This is a genomic window from Rhodopseudomonas sp. BR0M22, from assembly GCF_010907035.1.
Taxonomy (GTDB): domain Bacteria; phylum Pseudomonadota; class Alphaproteobacteria; order Rhizobiales; family Xanthobacteraceae; genus Rhodopseudomonas.
This window is the reverse complement of the sequence record NZ_QUMK01000014.1, coordinates 1-23,294: the sequence shown is the minus strand read 5'-3', so window position 1 is coordinate 23,294 and position 23,294 is coordinate 1. Positions and strand designations below refer to the sequence as shown.

Below are 23,294 nucleotides of genomic sequence, written 5' to 3'. Positions count from 1 at the left end.
CACGAAACGGGGAAACCGGCCGAAAATCTCCCGATCGGATCGATTGGCGGTCGCACCGCACCGTAGTGCCGCTCTTGAACTGCCTGTCCGGCGGGCATGTTGCATGGGTCCGAGATCCGGTGGGGCTGCGACATCCCTGCCGTTATACAATTTTTTCAGACACTTATTGCACAACTAGGGCGTCATTTGCGTGGTGGTGGGGCGTGGTGCATGCCGCAAGTCCGGCTGAAGAAAAAGAAGACGGCTCGAATCCGTCCGGCCGCCGAAGGCGCCAAGGCGCTTCGGTACCATGCGTCTGCGCCAAAACTGATGTCGAGACTGCGGCGGTCATCGAAGCCGGTCGAGCTGGTCGACGGCGAGCGTGCGGTCGAAGCCGCACTCGAAGAAGCTCGGCGGTCGCACGCCCGGCTGCGTGAAGCGATCGATATTCTTCCGCAGGGTATCGTTTTTCTGGATGCGGATGGGCGCTACATTCTGTGGAACAAGCGCTACGCCGAAATCTACAAGGCCAGCGCCGATCAGTTCGAGCCCGGTGCGCGCATTCAAGACACGATGCGAATCGGCATCGCGCGGGGCGACTACCCGGAAGCAGTCGGCCGCGAAGAGGAATGGATCGACGAACGCCTGCAGCGGATGTTCAATCCGGGGCCGAGCCACGAGCAGGTGCTGGCCGACGGCCGCTGCATCCAGATCGAAGAACGTACCACCTCCGACGGCGGCATCATCGGTCTGCGCGTCGACATCACCGAGCTGAAGCAGCGCGAAGCATCGTTCCGGTTGATGTTCGACAGCAATCCGGTGCCGATGATCGTCTGTGAACTGAACGACGAGCGCATTCTTGCGGTCAACGACGCGGCGGTGGAGCACTATGGCTACTCGCCCACCGAGTTCGCGTCGCTGAACATCCGCCGGCTGCAGGCGTTCGAGACCGAGCTGCCCTGGGCCGGCGACCACACGCGCGAGGAGCGCACCGCCAAGACCTGGAAGCACGTCAAGGCCGACGGCTCGCTGATCGACCTGGCGATCTACTCGCGTCAGCTCACCTACAATGGCGAGCCGGCGGTACTGCTGGCGCTGATGGATATCACCGAGCGCAAGCGCGCCGAAATGCGGCTCGCCTTCATGGCGCATCACGACGGGCTCACCGGGCTGCCGAACCGCAATTCGCTGCGCAAGCGGCTGGACGAGCTGTTGATCCAGACCCGCCGCACCGGCGAGAAGATCGCGGTTCTGTTCGTCGGCATCGACAATTTCAAGGCGGTCAACGACACGCTCGGCCACGCGATCGGCGACAAGCTGTTGCGGGGCGTTGCCCGCCGACTGCGCTCGACGCTCCGCGAGGAAGATCCGCTGGCGCGGCTCAACTCCGACGAATTCGCGGTGGTTCAGACGGGTATCAAGCGGCCCGAGGACATCGTGCTGCTCGCCAAGCGGCTGCTGCATGCGATCGCCGAACCCTATCTGCTGCAGGGCCACTCGGTCGTCGTCGGCGCCAGTATCGGCATCGCGGTGGCGCCCGGCGACGGCGACGATTCCGAAAAGCTGCTGATGAACGCCGACATGGCGTTGTCGCGCGCCAAGAAGGACACCCGCGGCACCTTCAGCTTCTTCGAAGTGGGGATGGACGCACGGGCTCAGGCTCGCCGCAAGATCGAGACCGATCTGCGCGCAGCGCTGCAGCATGAAGTGCTGCGCCCGTATTATCAGCCGCTGGTCCGCCTCACCGACGGCCGCATCACCGGCAGCGAAGCTCTCGTGCGTTGGCCGCATCCGGAGCGCGGCATGATCTCGCCGGCGGAGTTCATTCCGGTCGCCGAGGACACCGGCCTGATCAACGCCATCGGCGCGCAGGTCCTGCGGTCGGCCTGTATGGACGCCGCGCACTGGCCCGACGACGTCCGCGTCGCCGTGAATTTATCGCCGCTGCAATTCCGTGTCGGCAATCTGCTCTCGGTCGTGATGGACGCGCTGAAGCAATCCGGCCTGCCGCCGCGGCGGCTCGAGCTGGAAATCACCGAGACGCTGCTGCTCGATAAGAGCAGCCAGGTGTTGGCGACGCTGCATGCGCTCCGCGCGCTCGGGGTGCGGATCTCGATGGACGATTTCGGCACCGGCTACTCGTCGCTCAGCTACTTGCGCAGCTTCCCGTTCGACAAGATCAAGATCGATCAGTCGTTCGTCCGCGGGCTGTGCGACAACCGTGAGTCTCAGGCGATCGTGCGTTCGATCATCAGCCTCGGCACCGGTCTCGGCGTCACCATTACGGCCGAGGGCGTCGAGAGCGAGGGGGAGCTGAGCTGGCTGCGCGCCGAAGGCTGTCAGGAAGCGCAGGGATTCCTGTTCAGTCAGGCGCGTCCGAACGCGGAAATCACCGGGCTGCTCGAACTGCAGCAGAGCGGCGCGCCCGCCGGCGCGCAGTTCGCGATGGGGTCGGCGCGGGTAGCGTAAGCGTCGCGCCGCGGACTATTTGGACTGGGCGCCGAGCCCCAGCGCATCCGCCATCACCCGGAACACGTCGGCGTTCTCCACCCAGCCGCGAACGCGGTCGCTTCCCGGGCCCGCGGCGGTCAGGATCGCGTCCTCGCCGGAATGACGCTGAGCTACTATCAGCCCTTGTCGTTTTCCAGCTGCGGGATCGGGGTGCCTTCGCCGGACGACAGCAGGCCGGTCTTGGCGTAGAGGCCGAGCTTGGCGCGGGTGTCGGTGATGTCGAGGTTGCGCATGGTGAGCTGGCCGATGCGGTCCGCCGGCGTGAACGGCGCGTCCTCGACCTTCTCCATGCTCAGCCGCTCCGGCGCATAGGTCAGGTTCGGGCTCTGGGTGTTCATGATCGAGTAGTCGTTGCCGCGGCGCAGCTCCAGCGTCACTTCGCCGGTGACGGCGCGGGCGACCCAGCGCTGCGCGGTCTCGCGCAGCATCAGCGCCTGCGAGTCGAACCAGCGGCCCTGATACAACAGCCGGCCGAGCTTCATGCCGTTGATGCGGTACTGCTCGATGGTGTCTTCGTTGTGAATGCCGGTGACCAGCCGCTCATAGGCGATGTGCAGCAGCGCCATGCCGGGCGCTTCATAGATGCCACGGCTCTTGGCTTCGATGATGCGGTTTTCGATCTGATCGCTCATGCCGAGGCCATGGCGGCCGCCGATGGCATTGGCTTCGTAGAACATCGCGACCGGATCCGTGAAGGTCTGGCCATTGAGCGCGACCGGCTGGCCTTCCTCGAACCGCACCGTGACCGCCTCGGCCTTGACCGCGCAATCGTCGCGCCAGAACGGAACGCCCATGATCGGGTTGACGATCTTGATGCCGCTGTCGAGGTGTTCGAGATCCTTGGCCTCGTGGGTGGCGCCGAGCAGGTTGCTGTCGGTCGAATACGCCTTCTCGGCGCTCATCTTGTAGGCGAAGCCGTGCGAGGTCATGAACGCCGACATCTCGGCGCGGCCGCCGAGTTCGTCGATGAACTGCTGGTCGAGCCAGGGCTTGTAGATCCGCAACGCAGGGTTGGTCAGCAGGCCGTAGCGGTAGAACCGCTCGATGTCGTTGCCCTTGTAGGTCGAGCCGTCGCCCCAGATGTTGACGCCGTCTTCCTTCATCGCCGACACCAGCATGGTGCCGGTGACGGCGCGTCCGAGCGGGGTGGTGTTGAAATACGCGATGCCGCCGGTCGAGACGTGGAAGGCGCCGGCCTGGATCGCCGCGATGCCTTCGTGCACTAGCTGGGTGCGGCAATCGACCAGCCGGGCCTTCTCGGCGCCGAATTCCATCGCCTTGCGCGGGATCGCGTCGTAGTCCGCCTCGTCGGGCTGGCCGAGGTTCGCCGTATAGGCGAACACCTTGGCGCCCTTCTGCTTCATCCACAGCAGCGCCGCGCTGGTATCGAGACCCCCTGAGAAAGCGATGCCGACGTTTTCGCCCTTGGGCAGGCTTTTCAAGATCGTAGTCATTGGAAGTCCCAATCGGTTGAAGCAGTTGCGGTTGCTGCGCGCATACCAAACTTCGCGGCCAGCGGCACGCGTTTAATCGCGGCGGAGGTGCGGATGCGGCTCAGGCGGCCGGCGCCGGGCCGATGTCCTGGCCGCGCCATTTCTTCAGCCGCAGCCGGTACAGCGGCCAGAACGCGCGGGTCAGCGCCGCGTCGATTGCCTCGTCCGAGGTCCGGCTCCAGGCCCAGCGGTAGATCAGTGCGTAAAGCAGCCAGATCACCAGGAAGGTGACGAGGCCGGCGATCGCGACGTCCGTGAAGAAGTGCCCGCCGAACGCCATCCGCAGCCCGCTGGTGACGGTGCCGAAGGTGAAGGCCGCCGCATAGGCGTAAGGGCGCACCGCCGGCGGGGTCAGGGCCGCGGGCGCGAAGGTCCAATAGGCGGTGGCGCCCTCGCCGGAGAAGAACGAGCAGTTCTTCGGGCAGGCGCCGGAATTGTCCCACCACGCCTTGAACTGCCACGGGCCGTTGAATTCGGTCACCGCGGCCGGCCGCGGCCGGCCCCAATGGCTCTTGAAGGTCATGTTGGTGAGGACGCCGGCCGACAGCGTGATGCTGATCAGCAGAAACGCGACCGTGCGGCCCGGCATCACCAGCGGCCGGTCCGGGCGGATCATCTTGTAGACCAGCGCGAAGATCGACGGTGCCGCGATCGCCCAGGCGATCCACATCGCAAAGTCGCGGGCGAATTCGAGGTCCGGCATCGCGCGCAGCGGGAAGGTCTTGGCGACAGGGTCGTAGAACAGCCCCGCGAGCCAGAGATCGAGCTCCGGAAACAGCCCGAAAGTCAGCCCAATGACGGCGAACAGCGCCAGCGCGATGAGAAGTCCGTTACGATTCATGGCGCGCGATTTACCGGAGGCGGTGCGGGTTGGGAAGGCGGCAATGGCGCGCGCCGGCGGGGCGGATCGCGCCAAGCGCCGGCGTTGCGGCCGGCGACCAGCCAATACACCATGCCGCCGACGATGCCGGCCCCGGTCATGATTTCGAGGTGGCGGCGGATGATGCCGTCGAAATGCAGGGTCGCCGGATCGAACGGCACCAGGCCGAGATAGCACGCGACCCCGACCAGCGCGCCGCCGATCGCATAGGCCAGCGCGCTGCGGATCGAGAACGCCTCGGTGATCAGTACCACCACCAGCGCCGGCAGCAGCGCGAAGCCGGACACGAAGATGAAGCCGAAGCCCATGATGATGTTGAGGGCGTCGGGGTCGATCGGCCCGTCGGCGATCTGGCTGAGCTCCGGAAACAGCAGCATCCCGACCACCACCATACCGGCGGCGATCGAGGCGAACAGAAAGCCGATCGCGATCACGAACAGGCGGCCGATCAACGCCATCAGCGGGTCGCTCCGGAAGATTGCTGCGCCGCCATCCGCGCCCTGGTGTCGGTGTCGAGTTCGGCGCGGATGGTTCGGAGCAGGGGGTGCACCGCGGTCTGCCTGGTGCCGTAGTCGAGATTGAACGCGTAGTCGAACTCGGCCGGGTTGAGACCCTGCGTGTGCTGCAGGATGGTTTCGAGCTTATCGAGCCCTTTGGCGAGCCGCCCTTCCGGCGAGGCTCCGGTCTCGTAATCGTGCCACAGAGCCAGAATCTCAGCGCGGCGCCTGTCGTCGAGCGGCTGCGTCAGAGTTTCGATATCGGCGCGCTCCCGTGCGGCTCTGTCGTCGCCCTCCACTTGTGCGACCGCAGGAACGTCGCCGTGCAGGGCTTCGCCGAGATCGTGGACGATGCAGATCTTCAACAGGCGCGCCACATCGATATCGCCGAGCCCGTCGGCCAGCAGCATCGCCATCAGGCACAGACGCCAGGTGTGTTCGGCGGTGCTCTCGGGGCGGCCGGTGGACGTGTAGCCGCTGCGGATCACGCTCTTGAGGCGTTCGGCTTCGCGCAGGAAGGCCAGCACGCCCTTGATCTCGTCGGCGGGCAGCATGGATCAGTCCGTCATCGCCATCGCGCGCAGCGCGTTGCGTTCGCGCACCGAGAGTTTTTCGGTCTCGGATTTGAGCTGGCCGCAGGCGGCCAGAATGTCGCGGCCGCGCGGGGTGCGGACCGGCGACGAGTAGCCGGCGTTGAAGATGTACTCGGAGAACTTCTCGATCTGGTCCCAGTCCGAGCACTCGTATTTCGAGCCCGGCCAGGGGTTGAACGGGATCAGATTGATCTTGGCCGGAATGCCCTTGAGCAGCTGCACCAGACGCCGCGCATCGTCGAGCGAGTCGTTGACGCCCTTCAGCATCACATATTCGAAGGTGATGCGGCGCGCATTCGACGCGCCCGGATAGTCGCGGCAGGCCTGCAGCAATTCCTTCAGCGGATATTTGCGGTTCAGCGGCACCAGCTCGTCGCGGAGTTCGTCGCGCACCGCGTGCAGCGAGATCGCCAGCATCACGCCGATCTCGTCCCCGGTACGCTTGATGTTCGGCACCACGCCGGAGGTCGACAGCGTGATCCGTCGCCGCGAGATGCCGATGCCCTCGTTGTCGGAGACGATCAGCAGCGCGTCGCGCACCGCGTCGAAATTGTACAGCGGCTCGCCCATCCCCATCATCACGATGTTGGTGATCAGGCGGTTGCCGTTCGGAGTCTCGCGGTCGATCCAGTCACCGAGCCGGTCGCGCGCCACCATCACCTGGCCGACGATCTCGCCGGCGGTCAGGTTCCGCACCAGCCGCTGCGTGCCGGTATGGCAGAACGAACAGTTGAGGGTGCAGCCGACCTGGCTGGAGACGCACAGCGTGCCGCGATCGGTTTCCGGGATGTAGACGCACTCGACCTCGTGGGCCTTCTGGCCGTCGCCGCCGCTCGGCAGCCGCAGCAGCCATTTGCGGGTGCCGTCGGCGGAAATCTGTTCGGCCACCACTTCGGGCCGGTCGACAGTGAGATGCTCCGCCAGCGTCGCCCGCATCTCCTTGGAAACGTTGGTCATTTCGGAGAAATCGCGAGCGCCCCGGACATACAACCAGTGCCACAGCTGCTGCGCCCGCATCTTGCGCTGGGGCGGCGCCACGCCGATCTCGCCGAGCCGGTCGCACAATTGCGCCCGCGACAGGCCGATCAGCGACGGCTTGGCCGGCGGCACATAGGTTTCCAGCGGTGTCTTCTCGACCAGGGCCGAGGCTGCAGAAGGCGTCATCGCATCACGTCAGGTTGTCGGCCGGCCGTTCAGCGCCGGGCATGCAGGGCGGGCGAAAGTCGCAGGTCGCCGTGCATATAGGAACCCGCCACCCGGTTGTCGCCGGCCGGCGGGGTCGTGTCTGGCGGAATGCTTTACCGAACGGGACGGCCGTCCTCAATAGCGACGGCCGCGGGGGCAGCGGCTCAGCCGCCGCAGGCCTGCGCCACCTTGTCGAGCGCCTGAGACAGGCCCTTCAGCGAGAACACGTCGGTGCTGGCGGTTCCCTTGGCGGACACACCCTTCACGGTGATCTCGGCGCCTTTGCGCATCGCCTCGACCAGGCGGTCCTCCTCGGCGGCATTCTTGATCCAGATGCCGTCGCCCTGCGTGTACATGGCGAACGAGCTGCCGGCGACCTCGATGGCCGATTCCGAGCCCGGCTTCAGCGGATAGCCGACCATCACCGACACCTCATTGACGACCTTTTCGGCCGGCCGGGTCGAGATGAACGCATAAGCAGGATCACGCGGCCGGTTCGGCGGTGTGGTCTTGGACGACGACGGCTTGGCCAGCGCAAAGCACACTTTCTTGCCGCCCGGCGAGGCGGTGTAGGCGCCCCAACTGCCGAACTGGCCGATCAGGGTCGGTTCGGCACCGCTCGAAGCCGATGCCGGCGTCGCACCCGATTTGCTCCGCGCATCTCGCGCGTGCGCCGCGTCGGTCGCAGCAACCATCAACGGACCCGCCAGAGCGGCAATCAGCATTCGCCTCAAGATCATGGGCAAGTCTGGTCCCTCATTATTGTGACTGCAACATGGCTCGCGAGGCTCGCCTGTTCACGCTGCCCGGAATAGCCGGGATGGCCGATTCTGTGAAGGCGCCAAAGCGCTGATCATCATCCTCCAACGGGTCGTATGTATATGGTGTACAATCAGGATTTGGCGCGCGCCGCGCGATGAGCGCTCCACTGCTGATCACTCCACTGCAACAGATCTTCGGCGCCGGACGCGCGCAGATGCGCGCCGCCATCCTGCACCACCATCTCGCCGGTGATGTAGCCGGCCTGATCCGAAATCAGGAAGCTGGCGAGGTTGGTCAGCTCGTCGTGATGACCGACCCGGCCGAGCGGCACACGCGCGGCCGGATCGGCGGCTCGCCCGTCCGGCTGCAACTGTGCGGTCGCGCCCGCCGTCGGAAATGCGCCGGGCGCGATCGCGACCAGGCGAATGCGCTTCGGGCCCCATTCGACCGCAAGGCTCTTGGTCATCGCCAGCACGGCGGACTTCGCCATCGCCGACGGCACCGTGAAGGCGCGCCCGGTGATCGTCGAGGTGGACAGGATACTGAGCACCACACCCGCGCGTCCGTCATCGATCCAGCGACGCCCCGCGCCGAGCGTGCAGTACATCGCGCCGTGCAGCGTCGGCGCCAGGATCGCATCGGCTGCGCGGGCGGAGAGCCGATCGGTCTGCGCGATGAAGGTCGCGGCCGCGTTGTTGACCAGCACATCGAGCGGCGCTCTGTTCCAGATCTCGTCGAGCATCGCCTCGACGGCTTGCGCATCGCGCACGTCGCAAACGATCGTGTCGACTTCGCCGCCGTGCGAGCGCAATCGCTCCGCGGTCTGCTGCAATACCTCGGCGCGCCGCCCGCATAGCACCAGCGACGCTCCGAGTGCGGCAAATCGCGCCGCCATCGCGGCGCCGAGTCCGGAGCCGCCCCCGGTAATCAAGATTCGTTTCCCCGCCAGCAGACCGGCTTCGAACATCGCGCGCCTCCTTGATTAACCGCGAAGCGGAATTGGTGCGGAATTAGTTCCGCATGCTGCGTCATGCCCGGACTTGATCCGGGCATCCATCACCTTTCGAGAACGGATGGATTGCAGGGTCAAGCCCGGCAATGACGACGCGGCAGAACGCCCGGCCCGAATCCGATTGTCCCGCGCGTGCAAATCCGGCAGAACGGCAGGCAATCACAAACCTCGTACCTGGGTGGATACATGAAGGCCATTCTCTGCCAGCAATATTGCGGTCCCGACGATCTCGACTATGCCGAGGTTCCTGATCCGGTCCCCGGCCCGGGCGAAGCGGTGATCGCCATCAAGGCGGCGGCGCTGAACTTCTTCGACATCCTGATGATCCAGGGCAAGTACCAGATCAAGCCGCCGTTCCCGTTCTCTCCGGGTGCGGAAGTCGCGGGCGTGATCGAGAGCGTCGGTGAGGGCGTCACCGACCTGAAGCCCGGCGACCGCGTCGCCGCGTCCTGCGGCCACAATGGCGCGCGCGAAAAGATCGCGCTGCCGGCCGCCTCGATCGTCAAGATCCCCGACAATCTCGATTACGACCGCGCCGCCGGCATCTTCATCATCTACGGCACCGCCCTGCATGCGCTGGAAGACCGCGCCAGCCCGAAGCCGGGCGAGACACTCGCGGTGCTCGGCGCTGCCGGCGGCACCGGCCTTGCGGCGTGCGAGCTCGGCAAGCTGATGGGCCTCAAGGTCATCGCCTGCGCCTCCTCGGACGAGAAGCTCGAATTCGCCAAGCAGCACGGCGCCGAGCTGACACTGAACTACGCGAAGGAAGATCTGAAAGAGGGGCTGAAGAAACTCACCGGCGGCAAGGGCGTCGACATCGTGTTCGACCCGGTCGGCGGGAGTTACGCCGAGGCCGCGCTGCGATCGATCGCCTGGGAAGGCCGCTTCCTGGTGATCGGCTTTGCGGCCGGCGACATTCCGAAGATGCCGCTCAACCTCGCGCTGCTGAAAGGCTGCGACATCCGCGGCGTGTTCTGGGGCGCGTGGACGCGGATCAATCCGGAGAAGAACCGCGCCAATCTCGAGAAGCTGGTCAAGTGGGCGGCCGAGGGCAAGATCTCGTCGCACGTCGACCGCACCTTCCCGCTGGCGCAGACCGCCGACGCCCTGAAGGTCCTCGCCGGCCGTCAGGCGATGGGCAAGGTGATCCTGCATCCGTAAGTAACAGCAGGCCGGAGTGGTTCTGTTTTTGATGGAATCAGGACCGCGCTGTCTCTCGGGTCGCAGCTGACAGAACCTCATGGTGAGGAGGCGCGAAGCGCCGTCTCGAACCATGCGCCGCAAGCCCTGCGGCTCCTCATCCTTCGAGACGCCCGGCTTCGCCGGGCTCCTCAGGATGAGGACTTGAGTGCGCTTGGAAAGGCCAAGTCCGCTTCGATCAGTCGATGAAGCCTCTGGTCGGGGCGGGCTACGCGGACCCACCTGTCGACCTACGCAGGTGTCAGCTCCGGCATCGCCGCCACGGTAGGCTTGCTGCTACCGATCACCTCGCTCGCCAGCAGTCCCGGCAGCAGGGCTTCTGCGGCTTCGGCACCTGATATCACCACCGCCTCGATCCCGGCACCGATATTGCCGCCGCCGGCGATCACCAGATTGCGCAGCGGCGACTTCGAGCCTTTGAGCTGGCCGGCGCGCGACATGCCGTAGATCGACCCGAAGCTGGCCCAATCGTAGCGGGCGTAAGTCACTGGGCTCGCGTCGGTGCGATACACGATGTGCTGCGACAGGTTCGGGATCACGGTTTCGGCCGCTGCGATCATGCGGTCGCCGAGCTCCTGCTTGCGGCGCAGATAAGCCTCCGAATGACGCCAGGACTTCCAATCGCGTTCGGGTTCGGGCGGGAACCAGCTCTTCGCCTCCGCATGCGGCACCAGATGAATCAGCGACAGGATCGAGTGCCCGGCCGGCGCCGCCGCTGGATCGAGCTTCGACATCATCGCCAGTCCAACCTGCATCGGCGTATGCACATGCACGCACGGGCGAATGTCAGGCACACAGTCGAGGCCGAGATGTACGCTGAAGCAGGAATTCGCCGGCGCCGCCTCGGTGATCCAGCGACGGGCGTCCCGTGGCAATGCCTCGCTCGGGATGAGATCGAGCAGCGTGTGCTTCAGGTCTGCGTTGGAGATCACGGCGCTGGCTCGCACCGTCGTCCCGTTGCCCAGTACGACGCCGGCGGCTGCGCCGTTCTCTACCAGAATCCGCGCCACCGGAGTTTTCAGCCGCACCTCACCGCCGCGATCTTCGATTGCCGCGACCATCGCGTCCGAGACCACGCTCGAGCCACCGCGCGGATAGTAGCCGCCATGGAAGTAATAGCCGAAGATTGGCACCATCCGGGCGCAGGTCGGCGGCTCGCTGCCATCGCCGATATAGCCGGCGAGGCCGTTGATGAACGCCACCGCCGCGGGGTCCTGGACATGCGCCGCGACCAGGTCGGCGAACGGCCGGTTCATCCAGCGATAAGCGTGCGGGTGATTGCGCGGAAATGCCAGCAGCTCATCGATGCTCGACGGCATCCCGGGCACGCCGCCGCGGCCGGCTGCGGTTGCGAACATGTCGTCGAAGATCGCCTTGATCTCGTCGAACAGCGCCGTGAGTCCGGTGGCGCTGGCGGGAAACCGCTCGCCAAGCAGCCGGACGTAGTCGCGCCAGTCCGGCGGCACGTCGATCGCGCCGCTTGCAGTGTGGAAGCTGTGCGTCACCCGCTCCCAAACGATGCGATCGGCGACGCCGAGGCGCCGCAACAGCGTGGCGAACGGCCCGCCCGGCTGCACGCCGGAGAAGTCGTGCGGTCCGGCGTCGAAACGGTACAGAACCGGCCGGCCCTGATGATGCGCCTTGCGCAAGTAAGTATGGCAATAGCCGCCGGCGACGACGTGCTGCTCGAAGACTTTCACGCGCAGTCCGGCGTCGGCGAGCAGCGCCGCGGCGGTGAGGCCGCCAATGCCGGCGCCAATGATCACCACGTCGCAGTCCTGCGTTTCCGACCGTGTGAAGGCCGGCGCCGGCCAGCGGTGGCTCTCGCGCGCCGCCGCCATCCGGTTCAGGATCAGGTGAATCGCCGCCTTCGGTCCGAAGATCGAGATCAGTGCTCCGATGGTGACGATCGCCGTGATGACCTCGGCTGGCGCGCCGGCATAGCGGCAGGCGGCAATCGCGGCGAACAGCACCGCCCACAGGCCGGTGATGGCGGCGTTGACGACGAAGAACTGCGGCGTCTCGGCATTGTCCGGATGGGCGGCGCGCGAATAATCCGAGGTCCATGGCCGTCGCGCTGCCAGGCTGAAGGCACTGATCGTTGCGAGCCCGGCGAACGACAGCCACAGCGCGTTTCCGGCGGCAATACCCGGCGCGACCAGCTGCAGCGCTGCGAGAGCCGCGAACAGCACCAGCCCGCCGGCTTCGAGCACGAACAGTTCGCGTCGATACGCCCGCCAGACATTGCCCGCGAGCGACAGTCCGAGACCGAGCCAGATCGCCCACGAGGGCTGATGGAGCGCCAGCAGCGCCCAAAACACCGCAAACGGAACCAGGACCAGCTTCACCGTCAGGAAGGTCACCATGGCTGCCTCCGAGCCTCCGGTCCGGCGAGCCGTTGCGGCGTTGACGTCGCCCCAGACTGCGGTACCATTCGGTACCAAACCCTAGCACATCTGGTACCAATTGGTACCAGAATCTACGCCTCTCTCGGATCGGCCCCTAAGCGATGGACGAACAACAACAAAATATCGCCGACCCGCGCCGGGCGGCGATCCTCCAGGCGGCGTTCGAGGTGTTCGTCGAGAAGGGATTCGATGCCGCGACCACGGCCGAGATCGTGCGCCGCGCCCGGACCTCGAAACGAACCCTGTACGAGTTCTTCGCCAGCAAGCAGGAGATCCTGACCGCGCTGGTGCGCTACGGCGCCGCCAAAATGCAGCCCTCGCCCGCGCTGCCGGAGCCCCAAAACAAAGCCCAATTCCTGGCGGTGCTGGGGCAGTTCGGACGGGTCTTCCTTGGCGAGCTGCTGCACCCCGAGCGCACCGCGATGTACCGGCTCGCGATTGCCGAGGCGGGGCGAGGCGGAGGATCGATCGCACGCGAGCTGGAAGCCACCGGCCGGGCTCCGGTGACTCAGGCGATCACGCGCTTCTTTGAGCAGGCCGCGAGCCGCGGCATCATCAGCGGCGACCAGACCGCGATGCTGATCAGCGTGTTCTTCTCAGTCCTGGTCGGTATGACGCCGCTGCAGGCTCTGCTGGCCGCGCCGCCGATCGGCTCCGACGCAATGGCGCAGCGCGCGGCGCTGGCCACACAGGTGCTGGCACGAATGATGGAGCCGGCGTGAGGCGCAGGGCGAAGCGTCGTTACGCCTCGTCCTGCAACTCGCGCTGCATCGCGGCGCGCGCAGCTTCGCGATGCGCCGGCGTGATGTTGCTGGCGACCATCCGCAGCGCGGTGGCGAGGATCGCGGCGTCGTCGGTGAAGCCGAGCACCGGGAGGATGTCGGGTACGAAATCGAACGGCAGGATGAAGTACGCGATCGCGCCGAGCAGCGCGATCTGAACATGCCGCGGCGTCTGACGATCGAACGCGCAGTAATAGGCGGCCAGAATGTCCTCGACGAACGGCAGCCGAACCGCGACGCTCCGGATCTTGCGCCAGAACCGCCGGCGCACCTGCTCAGGATCTCGCGCGAGCCTGTCGGCAGGTTCGAACCCCACGCTGTGATCAGTCGTCATCGAAGCACTCCCGCGCGCGGCGGATTGGTTTGCTGGTCACTCCCGATTTGGTGATCTCAGGCGGCTCTCGCAAGCCCAGGCGTCATTTGCCGTCGCGAGGCTCCGCGAACGCGTCCATCGCTTTGGCAAGATCGATGTCGCGTTGCGTCAGTCCCCCTGCGTCGTGTGTCGTCAGCACAACCTCGACGGTGCGGTAAACGTTGCGCCATTCCGGATGGTGATCGGCCTTCTCGGCGGCGAGTGCCACGCGGGTCATGAAGCCGAACGCCTCGCTGAAATCCTTGAACTGATAGCTGCGGCCGATTGCCTCGCGGCCCTCGAGCGCGCGCCAGCCGGTAAGTTCCCGCAGTGCCGCGTCACGTTCCGTCGCCGATAATCGCTTCATGCCGCTCTCCCGCTGTGGCTTGCCGGCCGCTTCGACCATAATGCAGCCAAACGGCTCCGCTAGCGAGGCAGTTCAAGTGGCGGAACTGCATCCGCCGCGGGGAACTGCTGGTCGGGATGGATTCGGATCGCGGATGAGCAGCACGCAGCGATGGTCACGGTGGGCCGGCGGTTCCAATTCGATGGAGACCATGTCTCCACGCTCCCCATGGCGAAGGATGCTGCTGATCGTGCTGGCCACCGTCCTGGCGCTCGTCGGCGTCGGCAGTGCCGGCTACTATTTCGCGATGCGCCCGGTGACGCTGAAGATCGCGGTCGGGCCACAGGCCGGCGACGACTACAAGCTGATCCAGGCGCTCGCCCAGGTGTTCGCGCGCGAGCACAACACCGTCCGGCTGCGGCCGGTGGTCACCGACAGCCCGGCCGCCAGCGCGCTCGCACTGAAGTCCGGTACCGTCGACCTCGCGGTCATCCGCGGGGACTTGCCGGTGCCGAAGGTGGCCCAGTCGGTGGCTGTGCTGCACAAGAACGTCGCGGTGTTGTGGGCGCCGGCCAGCGCGGCGCCGAAGGGCAAGCGTAAGGCCGGCAAGAATGCCGGCATCGCCGGGATCACCGATCTTGCCGGCAAGCGTGTCGGCGTGATCGGCCGCACCGAAGCCAATGCCGGGCTGCTCAACGTGATTCTGCAGCAATACGGCGTCGATCCGGCCAAGGTGCAGGTGCTTTCGCTGCTGGTGACCGATGTGGCGGAGGCGGTTCGCACCGGCAAGGTCGATGCACTGCTGGCCGCCGGCCCGCTCAACAGCAAGATCATCGGCGAAGCCGTGACGGCGACGGCGCACACCGGCCGCGAGCCGGTGTTTTTGTCGATCGAATCCTCCGAGGCGCTTGCGGCCAATCACCCCTCCTACGAGGCGGCGACGATTCCGGCCGGTGTGTTCGGTGGCGCGCCGGCGCGCCCGGACAGCGAGGTCAAGACCGTCAGTTTCTCGCACTACATCGTCGCCCGTGAGGGAGCGTCCGACACCACGATCGCCACCCTGACCGAGCAATTGTTCACCGCGCGTCAGATCGTGATGGGCGAAGTGCCGCTGGCGGCCAAGATCGAGACGCCCGACACCGACAAGGATGCGGTGATTCCGGTGCAGCCGGGCGCGGCCGCCTATGTGGACGGTGAAGAGAAGACCTTCCTCGATCGTTACAGCGATCTGATCTGGTTCTCGCTGATGGGACTGTCGCTGATGGGCTCGGCCGGCGCCTGGTTCGCCAGCTTCCTGCGCAAGGACGAGCGCAACAACACGGTGTCGCAGCGTGAGCGGCTGCTCGACATGCTGGCGACAGCACGTCGCTGCAATTCGGCCGAGGAGCTGGATGCGATGCAGACCGAGGCCGATGCGATTCTGCGTGATACCCTCAATGCCTACGAGAATGGGGCGATCGACAGCGCGGCGCTGACCGCCTTCAGCATCGCGCTGGAGCAGTTCCACAACGCCGTCGCCGACCGCAAGCTTCTGCTGGTCGAGGTCTCACCGCTGCCGCCGGTGCGTGGCGCCCGGCCGCAGGCGGTATAAGCTTCAGGCTCAACGCACCAGCCGCCGCCAGCCGATCACCACGCCGCTGATCGAAATCACGAGGCCGGCGAGCGACAGCCCGATCACCACAAGGTCCCATGCCGGCCGATAGGCCAGCAGTACGGGAAAGTCGAAGCTGTGTGGCGCGTTGAACAGCCAGCGATAGCTGCGCGCGCTGGCGTCGCTGCGTCCGATAAGTTCGCCGGTGGCGGGATCGATGTGAAACCACGTCGAGGCCGGGTCGTCGAACCCGACCCGCAGCACCGGCAGCACGCGCTGGCGATGGTGCTGATACCAATAGGCGTCGTAGTGATCGAGCAGCTCCTGCAGCACCATGTTGGCGCCTGGAAGCGACTGCGCAGCCGCTGTCACGATCGTCTCTTCCGGCAGCCGCCTGGGCGTGCCGTCTTCGGGATCGGCGACTGTCTGTCGCCCATCGCGATGCCCCAGCAGCATCAGCGGCGTGCCGCCGATCCAGACGAAGCGAGCCTCGACCACGCCGGGCCTTGCGGTCGCCGGCAGCCGGCCCGCGACTGTCGGAGCATCGTGGCCGGCATAGCGCTGCAGCATGTCGCGGCTCTCGCCGCGGCGGGCGAAGGCTTCGCCCGGATTCATCGACAGCCAGCCCGAGGCCATCCAGGTCAGTACCACCACGCCGCCGATCAGCCCGGTGATGTGGTGCCAGGCCATCCAGCCGCGATACGGCGTGATCCGGCCCGACGCGTAGCGCCGCCGCAGCCCGGCGCGGAGCAGTCCGATCCATAGGCCGCTCGCTGCGACCAGCATCAGCACGCCCGAGACCCACAGCACCACCTGCCGCCACAGCGGGCCGTCCTGGCGCAGCACCGTGAAGTAGATCCAGTGCGGGATCGCGCCGAACCAATTCCAGATCCGTTCCTGCCGCGAGGTGTCCAGCACGATCTCGCCGCCGCGGGAGGCGACATAGAGTTCGGTGCCGGCGGCATCGCCGAGCCCGATCAGGTACAGCGGCCTGAACGAATCGTAGCGCGCGGTTACGCTCCATTGGTCGCGATCGACTGTCTCGATCAGCCGCGGCGCAGCGGCGGCCGGGTGATGCCGCGCGATCCTCAGCGCCTGATCGGCGCCGACCTGATCGATCTGGCGGCCATCGATCGCCGACACCGTGGTGCGCTGACCTCGCCAGTCCAGCAGCCGGTACACCGGCTCGGTATCGAGCATCACCAGCCGCAGCTCGCGCGGATAGTGCGTCACGCCGGCCGCCTGCATCGCCTGGTCGGGCGACAGCGCGACGTGCTGCCAGGCGAGGTCGGGCAACGCCGCCCAGCGCTCTTCTTTGTCGTAATGCGGAAACGCGACGTACATCATCACCACGCCGGAGATGAACCACATCGCGAACAGCAGACACCCGGCGATGCCGAGCCAGCGGTGGCCGAGATACAGCCACCGCTTCGCGCGCCTGACGACGCTTTGCATCGCCTTAGAACTTCACGTTGTAGGATAGTTCCGCGGTGCGCGGCATGCCGAGGATCCACTGCGACGTGCCGCCGGAGGTCGCGTAGACGGTGTCGAACAGATTGTAGACCCGCAACGCAAAGGTCTGCCGGCTGTCCGGCTTCCACATCAAACCGGCATTCACCACATTATAGGCCGGCCGCACCAGGGTGTTGGCGTTGTCGGCCCAGGTGTCGCCGACGAGCTGGATGCCGGCATTGGCCGACCAGCCCGGCGCGAACGCCCAGGTCGCCCAGATGTTGCTGACCACCTGCGGCACGTTGGCCGGGACATTGCCGGCGTAGTTCACCGCCTGGCCGCCGACGACTTGAGTGAAGTCGTCGTATTTGGCCCGCAGCCACGCGACGTTGGCGTCGAGCCGGATCGTCTCGGTGACCTTGAGGCCGGCCGAGGCTTCGATGCCGCGCGAGGATTGCTGGCCGATCTGCAGCGGATTGGTGTTGGCGGGGTTCTGCGGATCGCGCGCCAGCAGGTTGTTCTTGACGATCTGATACGCCGCCAGCGTCCACTCGGCGCGGCCGCCGGCGAGCTGCTGCTTGATGCCGACCTCGACCTGCTTGCCGGTCGACAGCGCGAAGTCGCGGTACACGCCCGTCATGGTGATCAGGTTGGTGACCGGATCGACCGCGGTCGCATACTGGCCGTACAACGACAGATCCTGAATCGGATTGTACACCACGCCGACCCGCCAGCTCGGCGCCGAGTAGGTCTTCTCGAAACTGTTCGACGGGGTGAGGAAATCGGTGCGTTCGACGGTCGGATGATCGGAGCGGACGCCGCCGATCACCGAGAGCTGATCGGTCAGGCTGAGGCGGTTCTCGGCGAACAGACCGTATTGCGTCGTCTTGGTGTGGAAGCTCGGCCGGGTCGAGCTGACCCACAGGAAGTTGCCCGGATCGAAATTGTAGGGATTGACCGACGAACTGCCGGAATAGGGCGAGTTGTTGGTGTGGGTGAAGGCGATGCGGTTGACGTCGAAGCCGGCGACGAACTGGTTGGCCAGGCCGAACAGATGGCCCTTGAAGGTGGCGTCGAAGCGGTTGCCGACCTGCTCCTGGTCGTGGAAGATCTCGATATAGGAGCTGCGGTTGATGTTGCCGGTGGTCGGACTGAAGGCGTAGCTCTCGACGTCCTTCCAGTGCCGGTGGCTGCTGAGATAGTAGGTGACGTTCTTGACCGAAACGCCTTCGGCGACGTCCCACTCGGTCTTGAACTGAGTCCAGTTGTCGCGATAGCGGATGCTGGAGTCGCCGACATTGTAGTTCTTGAAACGCAGCGATTCGTCGATCCGGCCGTTCACCAGCGGGGTGCCGAAGTAACGCGACGGGCTGCGGTCGGCGTAGTCCTCGCTCAGCGTGAAGGCGAGATTGTCGGCCGCCTGCACCCGCACCGAGCCCGAGACCGCGACGTTCGACATCGTATCGCGATCGACCCAGCCGTCGGACATGTTGCCGATCGCCGCCAGCCGATAGGTCACGTTCGAATTGATCGGGCCGCCCGAGTCGACGGCGAGACGCCGCAGCAGGTTGGTATCCAGCGAGATCTCGGCCTCGTTGCGCTGCACGTCGAGCGGCTTCTTGGAGATCACGTTGATGGCGCCGCCGATCGCGCCTTCGCCGTACATCACCGAGGCCGGGCCGCGCAGCACTTCGATGCGCTGCGCCGTCCAGGTGTCGAACGGGAACGTCATGGTGCCGGAGCCGACATACATCCGGGTGCCGTCGTACAGCGACATCACCGTGCCGTTGCCGGTGAAGCCGCGGGTGGCGAAGGACAGGCCGCCATTGCCCGGCGCCGGGCTGGCGGTGAAGCCGGTGGCGTTCTGCGTCACCGCGTCGATGACGTTGTGCTGGCCGCGCTCGGCGATGGTCTCGGCGCGAATCACCTCGACGCTGGCCGGTGTCTGCAGCGGCGTCAGGCCGAGTCGGCTGCCGGTCGAGGACGGGGTGCCGAGGTTGAAGGTAGGGGCAGTCGCCGCGGTCGTCGTCGGCTGAGTGGGCGCGGGGGCGGGCGTCGCCATGGGACGCGCGGCGGCGCTGCGCTGGCGCGACGATCCGGCATTGGCGCTCGCGCGCGGCTTGGCGGCGCGCACGGTCTGGCCCTCGACCACAATCGGGTCGAGGCCGCGCGGATTGGCCGAGGCGGTTTGCGCCAGGCCGTCGACCGGCCAGAGCAGCGGAACGAGGGCGACGGAGGACAGCAGGCGACGATTGCACCCGAAAGGCAGAACGGCGGGAGTCATTTTCTTGGCTCGCGGCTAACGTGGCACGTCACCGCGAAACAGGTCTGCCGCAGCCTTCTTGCGGGCTACGGTTCGACACGCACCAGGACACCCCGCCCAATGTGTTCGCGTGTGACCACGACTGACGGCAGGTCTCCTGGCTCGCGGGTCGACGCCGTTCACCGCCTTCCCAGGACGAAAGCCCCAGTGGCGCGTGGTGAATGGCTCGCCGCTTACAGTTGCGGGGGCAGCCGCGGAATAGGACCCGAAGACCCGCACCGCGTTCCCTATTGATCCCTTTCGGGAACCGTCGCCGGTCACGGTATTGGAATGACGGCAACGCTGTCAATGAATCGAGACGAGAAGGTCCAACCAATCCAAGGGGCAACACCTGCACGACACATCCATCCGCACCCGCGACGATGATTGTTATGTTATAACATAACACATACTCGTCAAGGTCATTTGCTGTTCAAAGGCTGAGCCCGGGCCGCGGCCTTCGCCCAGCCCGCCCGAGATTCGGGCATCTGTGCACCCGCAACTGTCATTGTTATTTCGCGAATTCTGCGTATATTGCGTCGCAACGCGTGCTGGCGCCCGGTCCCGTTTGGCCGGGCCTGTTTTTTGCGATTGCAGATTGCGATTGCCCGGCGCGTTTCAGACACAGGCTGGCTGCGGTGCGTCCTTCGGCGATTCGCGCGGTGTGCCTGTGATCGCGCTGATCAGGCAACGCCCGCAGGACCGACAGAGAGCCATGAACCTCCGTAATATCGCTATTATCGCCCACGTCGACCACGGCAAGACCACTCTTGTCGACAAGCTGCTGCAGCAGTCCGGCACCTATCGCGACAACCAGCGCCAGGTCGAACGGGCGATGGACTCCAACGACCTCGAACGCGAGCGTGGCATCACCATTCTGGCGAAGTGCACCTCGGTGGTCTGGGGCGAAACCCACATCAACATCGTCGACACGCCTGGCCACGCCGACTTCGGCGGCGAGGTCGAGCGCATCCTGTCGATGGTCGACGGCGTGATCGTGCTGGTCGACGCTGCCGAAGGCCCGATGCCGCAGACCAAATTCGTGGTCGGCAAGGCGCTCAAGCTCGGCCTCAAGCCGATCGTCGCGATCAACAAGGTCGACCGCTCCGACGCCCGCGTCACCGAAGTGGTCAACGAGGTGTTCGACCTGTTCGCCGCGCTCGACGCCACCGACGAGCAGCTCGACTTCCCGATCCTGTACGGCTCCGGCAAGAACGGCTGGATGTCGGACAAGCCGGACGGCGATGCGAGCGAAGGCATGAAGCCGCTGTTCGAGCTGGTGCTCAAGCACGTTCACGCCCCGGTGGTGGAAGAAGGCCCGTTCCGTCTGCTCGGCACCATCCTCGAAGCCAACCCCTATCTCGGCCGCATCATCACCGGCCGCATCGCGTCGGGCTCGGTGAAGCCGAACCAGGCCGTCAAGGTGCTGTCGCGCGACGGCAAGCTGGTCGAGCAGGGTCGTATCAGCAAGATCCTCGCCTTCCGCGGCCTCGAGCGCGTGCCGCTCGATATCGCCGAAGCCGGTGACATCGTGGCGATCGCCGGCCTGACCAAGGGGACCGTCGCCGACACCTTCTGCGATCCGGCGGTCGATACTCCGATCCAGGCCCAGGCGATCGATCCGCCGACCGTGTCGATGTCGTTCATCGTCAACAACTCGCCGCTCGCCGGCACCGAAGGCGACAAGGTGACGAGCCGCCTGATCCGCGACCGCCTGCTCCGCGAGGCCGAGGGCAACGTCGCGCTGCGCGTCGTCGAATCCGCCGACAAGGACGCGATGGAAGTGTCGGGCCGCGGCGAATTGCAGCTCGCGATCCTGATCGAGAACATGCGCCGTGAAGGTTTCGAACTCAGCGTGTCGCGTCCGCGCGTCGTGCTGACCCGCGACGAGAACGGCCAGCTGCTCGAGCCGGTCGAGGAAGTCGTGATCGACGTCGACGAGGAATTCTCCGGCGTCGTCGTGCAGAAGATGAGCGAGCGCAAGGCCGAGATGATCGAGATGCGGCCCTCGGGCGGCAACCGTCTGCGCCTGGTGTTCTACGCGCCGACCCGCGGCCTGATCGGTTACCAGGGCGAACTGATGACCGACACCAAGGGCACGGCCATCATGAACCGGCTGTTCCACGACTACCTGCCGTATCGCGGCGAGATCCAGGGCCGCCGCAACGGCGTGCTGATCTCCAACGATCAGGGCGAGGCGGTCGCCTATGCGATGTTCAAGCTCGAAGATCGCGGCCCGATGATGATCGAGCCGGGCTGGAAGGTCTACAAGGGCATGATCGTCGGCGAGCACACCCGCGACAACGATCTCGAGATCAACGTGCTCAAGGGCAAGCAGCTCACCAACATCCGCACCACCTCGAAGGACGAAGCGGTGCGCCTGACGCCGCCGATCCGGATGACGCTGGAAAAGGCGCTGGCCTACATCGAGGACGACGAGCTGGTCGAGATCACCCCGAAGTCGATCCGGCTGCGCAAGCGCCTGCTCGACCCCAACGAGCGCAAGCGCGCCGAGAAGAGCAAGCAGGCGGTCGCCTGATCTCCCTTTCCGTCATTGCGAGCGAAGCGAAGCAATCCAGGGGCCCGTGCACCGAGCTCTGGATTGCTTCGTCGCTTCGCTCCTCGCAATGACGCTGAGAGGTCGGTGATCAATCCGAACGCTGGAACTTGACGCCGTTTCGATACCCGATGCCCGGCCTTCGCGCCGGGCATCGTCGTTTCAGGGGCCCTGACATCCAACTGCCGTCATCGCCATGGTAGAATCGCGCATGCCGTCATCCAGCCTTCCATCATCGGTCGACATCGCGATCATCGGCGCCGGCGCGGCCGGCCTTGGCGCGGCCCGGGCGCTGGAGGGGACGGGTCTGTCGGTGATCGTGCTGGAAGCGCGCAGCCGGATCGGCGGCCGGGCCTGGACCCGGATGGTGACGCCGGAGATTGCATTCGACGTCGGCTGCGGCTGGCTGCATTCGGCCGACGAGAACTCCTTCGTCGGCATCGCCAATCAGCTCGGCATCGGCATCGACAAGACGCACCCGCCGTGGGGCGAGGCGAGCTTCGGCGATGTGTTTCCAAAGCGCGACCGCACCGCTTTCCGTCGAGCACTCGACGCGTTCTACGAGCGTGTCTGGCGCGCGGCGAAGAACAAAACCGACGTCGCTGCCGTGACGTTGCTCGAGCCGGGCAACCGCTGGAATCCGATGATCGATGCGGTGTCGACCTACGTCAACGGCGCCGAGCTCGATCGCATCTCGGTGCAGGATCTCGAATCCTATCGCGACACCGGCATCAACTGGCGGGTTCGCGAAGGCTACGGCAGCTTGATCGCAGCTTACGGTGCGCCCTGCCCGGTGGTGCTGAACTGCGCGGTCGAGCTGATCGATCACGCCGAGCGGCAGATCAAACTCATCACCTCGCTCGGCACGCTCAGCGCCGGCCAGGTGATCGTCACGGTGCCGACCAATCTGATCGCCGACGAGGCGATCCGGTTCGCGCCGGCGCTGCCGGCCAAGGTTGATGCGGCGCGAAACCTGCCGCTCGGCGTCGACGACAAGGTGATGCTGAAGCTGTCCGACCCGAACGGCTTCCCGGCCGACGGCAACTTGCGCGCCGCCACGATGCGGAGCGCGATGGGCACGTATCACCTGCGCCCGTTCGGCCATGATTGTATCGAAGGCTTCTTCGGCGGCCGCTACGCGCGCGAGCTGGAAGATGCCGGCGAGGGCGCGTTCGCCGCACAGGCGATCGACGAAATCGCCGATCTGCTCGGCAACGACATCCGCCGCAAGCTGTCGCCGCTGGCGGAATCGCGCTGGGCCCACGATCCGTTCGCGCGCGGAGCCTATTCGCATGCGCTGCCCGGCCATGCCGGCGCCCGCGCGGCGCTGGCCGCGCCGGTCAATGGTCGGCTGTTCTTTGCCGGGGAGGCGACCTCGCCGCAGTTCTTCTC

At 66.0% G+C, this 23,294-nt stretch carries 18 protein-coding genes and 1 riboswitch; of the genes, 6 read left to right on the top strand and 12 right to left on the bottom strand.

Features of this window, described 5'->3' with window-relative positions:
• The first annotated feature begins 210 nt into the window (after positions 1 to 210).
• Positions 211 to 2,448, top strand: a complete 2,238-nt coding sequence (locus tag DY468_RS06405) for a putative bifunctional diguanylate cyclase/phosphodiesterase (RefSeq protein WP_164603487.1) — start codon at positions 211 to 213, stop codon at positions 2,446 to 2,448.
• Between the two features lie 158 nt (positions 2,449 to 2,606).
• On the opposite strand, the gene argG is transcribed toward DY468_RS06405, so the two are convergent.
• The 7 genes from argG to DY468_RS06370 all read right to left on the bottom strand — a co-directional run bounded on the left by argG (position 2,607) and on the right by DY468_RS06370 (position 8,867).
• On the bottom strand, positions 2,607 to 3,944 hold the full coding sequence (argG, locus tag DY468_RS06400; protein WP_164603485.1) for an argininosuccinate synthase: 1,338 nt from the start codon (positions 3,942 to 3,944) through the stop codon (positions 2,607 to 2,609).
• A gap of 100 nt (positions 3,945 to 4,044) precedes the next feature.
• Positions 4,045 to 4,824, bottom strand: coding sequence for a phosphatase PAP2 family protein (locus DY468_RS06395; protein WP_164603483.1), 780 nt, complete (start codon positions 4,822 to 4,824; stop codon positions 4,045 to 4,047).
• Complete coding sequence (locus tag DY468_RS06390; protein ID WP_164603481.1) at positions 4,821 to 5,321, bottom strand: hypothetical protein; 501 nt, start codon at positions 5,319 to 5,321, stop codon at positions 4,821 to 4,823. Before DY468_RS06390 ends, DY468_RS06395 begins: the two co-directional genes overlap by 4 nt.
• Positions 5,321 to 5,914, bottom strand: coding sequence for an HD domain-containing protein (locus tag DY468_RS06385; RefSeq protein ID WP_164603479.1), 594 nt, complete (start codon positions 5,912 to 5,914; stop codon positions 5,321 to 5,323). Before DY468_RS06385 ends, DY468_RS06390 begins: the two co-directional genes overlap by 1 nt.
• A 3-nt stretch (positions 5,915 to 5,917) precedes the next feature.
• A complete protein-coding gene (gene rlmN, locus DY468_RS06380; RefSeq protein WP_164603477.1) occupies positions 5,918 to 7,117 on the bottom strand; it encodes a dual-specificity RNA methyltransferase RlmN in 1,200 nt (399 codons plus the stop codon).
• A gap of 185 nt (positions 7,118 to 7,302) precedes the next feature.
• Positions 7,303 to 7,878 carry an invasion associated locus B family protein gene (locus tag DY468_RS06375; RefSeq protein ID WP_164603475.1) on the bottom strand — a complete coding sequence of 192 codons (576 nt, stop codon included), beginning with the start codon at positions 7,876 to 7,878 and terminating at the stop codon, positions 7,303 to 7,305.
• A gap of 152 nt (positions 7,879 to 8,030) precedes the next feature.
• A complete protein-coding gene (locus DY468_RS06370) occupies positions 8,031 to 8,867 on the bottom strand; it encodes an SDR family oxidoreductase (protein WP_164603473.1) in 837 nt (278 codons plus the stop codon).
• A gap of 231 nt (positions 8,868 to 9,098) precedes the next feature.
• Between DY468_RS06370 and DY468_RS06365 the strand changes: the two genes are divergently transcribed.
• Entirely contained in the window at positions 9,099 to 10,073 is a 975-nt protein-coding gene (locus tag DY468_RS06365) for an NADPH:quinone oxidoreductase family protein (protein ID WP_164603471.1), read from the top strand.
• A 269-nt stretch (positions 10,074 to 10,342) separates the two neighbouring features.
• Here DY468_RS06365 and DY468_RS06360 read toward each other — a convergent pair whose 3' ends face one another.
• Entirely contained in the window at positions 10,343 to 12,478 is a 2,136-nt protein-coding gene (locus DY468_RS06360) for a phytoene desaturase family protein (RefSeq protein WP_164603469.1), read from the bottom strand.
• A 143-nt stretch (positions 12,479 to 12,621) separates the two neighbouring features.
• Here DY468_RS06360 and DY468_RS06355 point away from each other — a divergent pair, with 143 nt between their 5' ends.
• The gene (locus DY468_RS06355) at positions 12,622 to 13,242 is read left to right on the top strand and encodes a TetR/AcrR family transcriptional regulator (RefSeq protein ID WP_164603467.1); all 621 of its coding nucleotides are present in this window, start codon (positions 12,622 to 12,624) and stop codon (positions 13,240 to 13,242) included.
• Between the two features lie 19 nt (positions 13,243 to 13,261).
• Here the strand turns inward: DY468_RS06355 and DY468_RS06350 are convergent, their stop codons facing one another.
• Together DY468_RS06350 and DY468_RS06345 are read right to left on the bottom strand one after the other, a co-directional pair.
• The gene (locus DY468_RS06350) at positions 13,262 to 13,636 is read right to left on the bottom strand and encodes a YkvA family protein (RefSeq protein WP_164603464.1); all 375 of its coding nucleotides are present in this window, start codon (positions 13,634 to 13,636) and stop codon (positions 13,262 to 13,264) included.
• Between the two features lie 82 nt (positions 13,637 to 13,718).
• Positions 13,719 to 14,060, bottom strand: a complete 342-nt coding sequence (locus DY468_RS06345; protein WP_283808755.1) for a 4a-hydroxytetrahydrobiopterin dehydratase — start codon at positions 14,058 to 14,060, stop codon at positions 13,719 to 13,721.
• Between the two features lie 151 nt (positions 14,061 to 14,211).
• Between DY468_RS06345 and DY468_RS06340 the strand changes: the two genes are divergently transcribed.
• A complete protein-coding gene (locus DY468_RS06340) occupies positions 14,212 to 15,591 on the top strand; it encodes a TAXI family TRAP transporter solute-binding subunit (protein ID WP_349644254.1) in 1,380 nt (459 codons plus the stop codon).
• A 9-nt stretch (positions 15,592 to 15,600) separates the two neighbouring features.
• On the opposite strand, the gene DY468_RS06335 is transcribed toward DY468_RS06340, so the two are convergent.
• Entirely contained in the window at positions 15,601 to 17,046 is a 1,446-nt protein-coding gene (locus tag DY468_RS06335) for a PepSY-associated transmembrane domain-containing protein (RefSeq protein ID WP_164603458.1), read from the bottom strand.
• 4 nt (positions 17,047 to 17,050) lie between these two features.
• Positions 17,051 to 19,327, bottom strand: coding sequence for a TonB-dependent receptor (locus DY468_RS06330; protein WP_164603457.1), 2,277 nt, complete (start codon positions 19,325 to 19,327; stop codon positions 17,051 to 17,053).
• A 109-nt stretch (positions 19,328 to 19,436) separates the two neighbouring features.
• A riboswitch (cobalamin riboswitch) is annotated at positions 19,437 to 19,633 on the bottom strand.
• 427 nt (positions 19,634 to 20,060) lie between these two features.
• Between DY468_RS06330 and typA the strand changes: the two genes are divergently transcribed.
• Positions 20,061 to 21,884, top strand: a complete 1,824-nt coding sequence (typA, locus tag DY468_RS06325) for a translational GTPase TypA (protein ID WP_164603455.1) — start codon at positions 20,061 to 20,063, stop codon at positions 21,882 to 21,884.
• 229 nt (positions 21,885 to 22,113) lie between these two features.
• The coding region (locus tag DY468_RS06320; RefSeq protein ID WP_164603453.1) for a flavin monoamine oxidase family protein at positions 22,114 to 23,294 on the top strand (1,181 nt) is incomplete at its 3' end.

Excerpts from the sequence above, each read along its gene's own strand:
- DY468_RS06335 (WP_164603458.1), bottom strand. The coding sequence starts at position 17,046 with ATGCAAAGCGTCGTCAGGCGCGCGAAGCGGTGGCTGTATCTCGGCCAC.
- DY468_RS06345 (WP_283808755.1), bottom strand. The coding sequence starts at position 14,060 with ATGGTCGAAGCGGCCGGCAAGCCACAGCGGGAGAGCGGCATGAAGCGA.
- DY468_RS06350 (WP_164603464.1), bottom strand. The coding sequence starts at position 13,636 with ATGACGACTGATCACAGCGTGGGGTTCGAACCTGCCGACAGGCTCGCG.
- DY468_RS06370 (WP_164603473.1), bottom strand. The coding sequence starts at position 8,867 with ATGTTCGAAGCCGGTCTGCTGGCGGGGAAACGAATCTTGATTACCGGG.
- DY468_RS06390 (WP_164603481.1), bottom strand. The coding sequence starts at position 5,321 with ATGGCGTTGATCGGCCGCCTGTTCGTGATCGCGATCGGCTTTCTGTTC.
- DY468_RS06360 (WP_164603469.1), bottom strand. The coding sequence starts at position 12,478 with ATGGTGACCTTCCTGACGGTGAAGCTGGTCCTGGTTCCGTTTGCGGTG.
- DY468_RS06365 (WP_164603471.1), top strand. The coding sequence starts at position 9,099 with ATGAAGGCCATTCTCTGCCAGCAATATTGCGGTCCCGACGATCTCGAC.
- DY468_RS06355 (WP_164603467.1), top strand. The coding sequence starts at position 12,622 with ATGGACGAACAACAACAAAATATCGCCGACCCGCGCCGGGCGGCGATC.
- DY468_RS06385 (WP_164603479.1), bottom strand. The coding sequence starts at position 5,914 with ATGCTGCCCGCCGACGAGATCAAGGGCGTGCTGGCCTTCCTGCGCGAA.
- DY468_RS06405 (WP_164603487.1), top strand. The coding sequence starts at position 211 with ATGCCGCAAGTCCGGCTGAAGAAAAAGAAGACGGCTCGAATCCGTCCG.
- DY468_RS06395 (WP_164603483.1), bottom strand. The coding sequence starts at position 4,824 with ATGAATCGTAACGGACTTCTCATCGCGCTGGCGCTGTTCGCCGTCATT.
- DY468_RS06375 (WP_164603475.1), bottom strand. The coding sequence starts at position 7,878 with ATGATCTTGAGGCGAATGCTGATTGCCGCTCTGGCGGGTCCGTTGATG.
- typA (WP_164603455.1), top strand. The coding sequence starts at position 20,061 with ATGAACCTCCGTAATATCGCTATTATCGCCCACGTCGACCACGGCAAG.
- DY468_RS06340 (WP_349644254.1), top strand. The coding sequence starts at position 14,212 with ATGTCTCCACGCTCCCCATGGCGAAGGATGCTGCTGATCGTGCTGGCC.
- rlmN (WP_164603477.1), bottom strand. The coding sequence starts at position 7,117 with ATGACGCCTTCTGCAGCCTCGGCCCTGGTCGAGAAGACACCGCTGGAA.
- argG (WP_164603485.1), bottom strand. The coding sequence starts at position 3,944 with ATGACTACGATCTTGAAAAGCCTGCCCAAGGGCGAAAACGTCGGCATC.
- DY468_RS06330 (WP_164603457.1), bottom strand. The coding sequence starts at position 19,327 with ATGACTCCCGCCGTTCTGCCTTTCGGGTGCAATCGTCGCCTGCTGTCC.